The organism is Nonomuraea zeae (genome assembly GCF_005889725.1).
Classification (GTDB): domain Bacteria; phylum Actinomycetota; class Actinomycetes; order Streptosporangiales; family Streptosporangiaceae; genus Nonomuraea; species Nonomuraea zeae.
Window position 1 is genome coordinate 1 of record NZ_VCKX01000506.1, and the last position, 4,942, is coordinate 4,942.

Consider the following 4,942-nt stretch of genomic DNA (forward strand, 5'->3'; position numbering starts at 1 on the left):
GTGGGTGCCGGGGTGGGGATCAGCCGGCGACGGCGCAGGCGCGGTCGCCGATGAAGGCGTCATCGACGGCCCACCAGCCCGAGTTCTGGCCCAGGTAGTGCAGCCGGAACTTGACGTTGCGCTGACCGGCGGCCTGCGGGAGGGGGATGACCTGCGTGGCCGGTCCGGCGGCGCCGGGATAGCCCTTGGCGCTCCAGACCGTCGTCCAGGTGCGGCCCCCGTCCACGCTGAGGTCCACCGAGGTGGTGGAGTTGATGGCCGGCCTCAGGTCGTGGGCGAACTCCAGCATGGTCTTCGTGCGCCGGCCGAGGTCGTAGGAAGGGCTGGTGAGGTAGCTGTTCTGGATGTGCCCCTTGCCGGAGCGCAGGGAGTCCACGATCGCGAACCCGCCCTTGCCGCCGGTGTGGTTGCCGCGCCCGCCGCGGTCGGAGAACACCCAGCCCGGCTGGTAGTCGTAGTTGGGGATGTCCAGTTCGACGTTGGTGACCGTCCAGCCCCTGGGCTGCTTGGAGCCGTCGAACGACTGGGTGCTGCCCGCGCGGGTGACGTGGTAGCCGGCGGCCGTGCAGGCGAGCGAGACGGTCAGGCCCATGTCGAGGCGCTGGCCGGCGTCGCCCATGGCCACCTGGCGGGTGGCCGGGTCGTAGCCGGGCACGGTGGAGGTGTAGGAGACGGTGTAGGTCGTCGCGGGGAGCAGGGGCAGGGTGTAGCCGCCGGTGCCGGGGTCGGCCTCGGCGCTCCAGCGGTGGCCGGCGCCGTCGTCGGCGATGATCTTCGCGCCCAGCGGGCGGCCGAGCCCCGAGCCGTCGGCGACCGTGCCGGTCAGGTTCACCCGCTCGGTGGGGGCCAGGGCGATGTCGTGGGTGAGCGTGTTCTCCTTGGTCAGGGTGACGGTCCGCGTGGTGGGCTGGTAGCCGAAGGCCGTCACCTTCAGCTGGTAGTCGCCGGCGGCGAGGGTGAAGGTGTACGCGGCGTCGGCTCCGACGGTGGCGGTGCGGCTCATCGGACCGGTGAGCGCGACGGTGGCGCCGGCGACGGGCTGCTCGGTGGCCGCGTCGGAGACCCTTCCCGTCAGGGTGGCGGTGCCGGTGGTGCCGGCCTGGACCAGGGCCAGCGCGTCCAGGCGGCCCTCTCCGTACACGTTGTTGTCGGCCGCGGTGCCGCCGCAGCTCGTGTCGTCGGTGTCGATGGCCGACAGGTCCAGGAGCAGCCGGGTGCCGTCGATGTCGCGGGCGTACTCGGGGCGGGCCGACCACAGCAGCGCGACCGCTCCCGACACGTGCGGGGCCGCCATGGAGGTGCCGTCCCAGGCGGCGTAGCCGTTGCCGGGCAGGGAGGAGAGAATCTGGACGCCGGGGGCGGAGATGTCCGGCTTGACGGCACCGTCCTGGCCGCTGCCGCGGCTGGAGAAGCCGGCGATCTTGTTGTTGGCGTCGTAGGCGCCGACGGAGTAGTTGATCGTACGGCTGCCGGGAGCGCCGGAGGTCCGGCAGGCGGCCCCGCTGTTGCCGTTGGACCAGATGCCCATGATCCCCGAGGCCGCCCAGGCCAGCTGGATGTCCTCGAACATCGGATCGTTCGAGGGGTCCGACCCCCAGGAGTTGTTGACGATGTGCGGGCGCTTGGACACGTCGGGGTTCCGGCCGGACAGGTCGGTGGGGGCGAGCATCCACTGCGACGACCTGACCAGAGCCTCCTCCGGGCACGAGCCGTCGGGGCAGCCGACGCCGGCGATCCACTTCACGCCGGGAGCGACGCCGATCTGGGTGCCCGCGCCGTCGTCGCCGGCCATGGTGCCCATGGTGTGCGTGCCGTGCCCGTGTCTGTCGCAGGGCGCGGCGGTGGGGCAGTTGCCGAGCGGGTCGATCCAGTTGTGGTCGTGGGTGAAGGTGCCGTCGCCGTTGTTGCCCCGGTACGACTTGACCAGGGCGGGGTGGTCGAACTGGACCCCGGAGTCGACGTTGGCGACGACGATGTCCTCGCCGCGGCGGCCGGTCCGGGCCCACACGTCGTCGGCGTTGATGTTGCTGACGCCCCACGCGATCCCCTGGACGGCGGAGGACAGCGCCTTGGCCCTGATCGGCTCGGGGATCGCGTAGGTCTTCGGCGGGCGGATCTCCTCGACCCCCTTCATCCCGGCGATCTTCCGGGCGAGGGCCTCGGACGCGCCCTTGACGTACACGGCGTTGGTGGCCCAGTAGGCGGTCGACTTCACCCCCTCCGCCTTGAGGAGGTCGCGTAACGGCTCCTGCGAGTCGGCGGCGGTGGCCTGCAGCCGTTCCACCACCTCCTCGCCGCGGGCGGTCCGGCCGTTGATCTTGCGCGCGGGGGCGAGGTCCGCCTTGTCCGACAGGCGCACCCAGAAGTCCGCCTTGCCGGTCGTGGCGAAGGTCTCCATCAGGGTCCGGGCGACCTTCGGGGGCGCCGGCTCCGCCTGTGCCGGCGACGTGACGGCGAACGACCCGGCGGCCAGCGCCAGGACGCACGCGGTCGCCGTGGCCATGCGAGTAAGCCTCATGTCACTTCCTCCCGCAGCTCAGGTGGGCGATCAGCCGTCGCGACCGCAGGTACGGATACGCACCGTCGGAAGGCTCGGTGAAGGTGGTGGCGCCCACCACCCACACGTCGCCGGGGCCGCTGCCGTCCACCTCGTAGAAGTCGAACCCGTACGCCGGCGGCTGGGACCCCTGGGGCTTGACGTCCTGCCACGACGTGCCGTCCCAGTGCGTCAGCCGGAGCCCGTGGTTTTGCGTGCTGTCGTAGGCGATGGCCCAGAGGTCGCCGGGGGCCGCGGCGTACAGGCGCTGGATCTCCGTTCCGTGCGGTCCGGGCGCGGGGGTGGGCTGCGCGCTCCAGCTCTTCCCGTCCCAGTGCAGCAGGAGCGGCGCGGACTCGTACTCGGTGCCGCTGAACCCGCCGATCCAGACGTCGTCGGGCCCGGTGCCGCCGATGGTGGTCAGGCGTCCGCTCGGCCCGATGTCCGGCAGCGGGCTCTCCTTCCAGCCGGTGCCGTCGTCGTGCAGGACCAGCGGCTGGTACGGGCCGGCGTCCTGCCGGTAGCCGACCGCCCAGACGTCGTCGGCGGACCACGCCCGCACAGCGGACAGCGCGCTGACGCGGTAACCGGTGGCGGGATGGTCGGCCATCGTCCACTCGGTGCCGTCCCAGCGCTCGATGAAGGCCTGGTACCCCACGCCGTGGAGCTGGCCGACCGCCCACGCCCGGTCGGGAGCCGGCGAGGCGACGTCCGCCACGCTGGCCGCGCCGACCGAGGGATCGCTGGACGGCGCGCTCGGGGTGAGCGTCCACCGGCCGCCGGCCCACCGGGCGAGCGAACTCGCGCCGTCGGGCCTGGTCATGCCGTGCATCCGCGTGATCGCCCAGCCGTTGCCCGCCGAGTCGTAGGAGCCGGCGCCGGCTTCGAAGTACTGGGAGGTCCGCGGGGGGATGGGGATCTGGGGGCCGTTCTCGGCCAGCGTCTTGCCGTCCCAGCGCAGCGTCCTGACGGCGGCGAAGGCGAGGTTCTCGGTGAACCGGACGTCGTTGGGCGCGATGACGTCGACGTCGACGACGGTGGTGTCAACGGACGCCGCGGGCAGCATGGTCCAGGCCGGGGTGCAGCCGGGGCGCGCGCCCGCCGGGGTCAGGGGGCCGGCGGCGCCCGCCGGGGTGAGGGGACCGGCGGCGACCACCCCGGTGATCAGAGTGGTGAGCCCCGCCATGGTGGTGGCGCGCCGCAGGCGCCCGCGAGTGAGTCGTGGTGTTCGCATGGTGTCTCCTAGAAGGCGCCGGTGCCGTTGGGGGTGCCCATGCCGCTGGGCGCGTCGTAGCCGCGGACGGCGGTGCACACGTCGCTGCCGCCGCAGGTGCCGTTGGCTCCTGCGGTGATGTCGAAGACGTATCGGGAGCCGCGGTAGAGGCGCTTGCCCGCGGGCGTGGCCGAGTCGGTGCCCGCCAGGCCGTACACGCCGGCGATGAACGCCGCCGCCACGGGGGTGCCGGAGGCGGCGACCCAGCCGTCCAGGGCGCCGGCGTAGACCTGGACCGGGGTGTTGGGCGAGGCCACGGCCGACACGTCGGCCACGGTCCGCTGGTCCCCGCAGGCGCCGCTCCGCTGCCAGGACGGGCGTGTCTCGAAGAGAGAGCAGCCCGAGCCGGTGCCCGCCCAGGCGGTCTCACTCCAGCCGCGCTTGGCGGCCGGGTCCCGCCACAGCTCGGTCCCGCCCACCGCGACCACCGTGGAGTAGGCCGCCGGAACGATCTGGCGGCCGCTGGAGTTGAACCCGGCTCCCGCGGCCGCGGTGATCGCGACGCCCGGGTGGTCGAAGTGGGCGGCCTGCGCCGCCTGCTCCTCGAACTCCGCGACCCCCGCCATGACGACGACGGCGTCGGCACCCTGGGCGGCGGCCTGGTCAACGGCCAGGGCCTGGTTGGCGAATGAGGCGTCGTCCGCCTGCACCAGCAGCAGCTTGCAGTTGGGGCAGGCCGCCGAGGCCAGCTGGAGACCCGCCGCGGCGTGCAGCGCGTAGCCGGAGTCGGGGGGCGGCGGCGTGTCGCCGCCGCGCTGGTTGACCTTCCTGAAGCAGGGGAAGACCGCGTCGCAGGCGTGCAGGCCGTTGGCCGCCCGGTAGACGGCCAGGTCCGCCTCCGCCGAGCCGACGTCGTACGGCACGACGACGGCGACGGTCTGGCCGCCGCCGAGGAGGTCGGCAGGCAGCCGGTAGGCCTCCTGAAGGTCCTTGGCGGTCAGCACTCCCGAGTCGTCCTGCACGGCCTCGGCGGGCCGCAGGACGCGGCCGGCGCCGTCGGCCGCCACCCGCAGCAGGCACGACGCCTGCTCGGCGTCTTCGGGGCAGATCGCCCGGGTGGACGGCCCCGCCGCGTCCGCCGCCGGGACGGGCGCCGTGGCGACGGCGGGGGCGGGGCTGTCTCTTATACACCT

3 protein-coding genes are annotated in these 4,942 nt (G+C 73.5%); all 3 read right to left on the bottom strand.

Features of this window, described 5'->3' with window-relative positions; genetic code table 11:
• Positions 1-19 precede the first annotated feature (19 nt).
• Entirely contained in the window at positions 20-2,518 is a 2,499-nt protein-coding gene (locus ETD85_RS60070; RefSeq protein ID WP_138698727.1) for a S8 family serine peptidase, read from the bottom strand.
• Position 2,519: 1 nt separating this feature from the next.
• The gene (locus ETD85_RS60075) at positions 2,520-3,770 is read right to left on the bottom strand and encodes a beta propeller repeat protein (RefSeq protein WP_138698728.1); all 1,251 of its coding nucleotides are present in this window, start codon (positions 3,768-3,770) and stop codon (positions 2,520-2,522) included.
• Between the two features lie 8 nt (positions 3,771-3,778).
• Positions 3,779-4,942: S8/S53 family peptidase (locus ETD85_RS64185; RefSeq protein ID WP_170247461.1), on the bottom strand; the 1,164-nt coding region annotated here is incomplete at its 5' end.

Excerpts from the sequence above, each read along its gene's own strand:
- ETD85_RS60075 (WP_138698728.1), bottom strand. The coding sequence starts at position 3,770 with ATGCGAACACCACGACTCACTCGCGGGCGCCTGCGGCGCGCCACCACC.
- ETD85_RS60070 (WP_138698727.1), bottom strand. The coding sequence starts at position 2,518 with ATGAGGCTTACTCGCATGGCCACGGCGACCGCGTGCGTCCTGGCGCTG.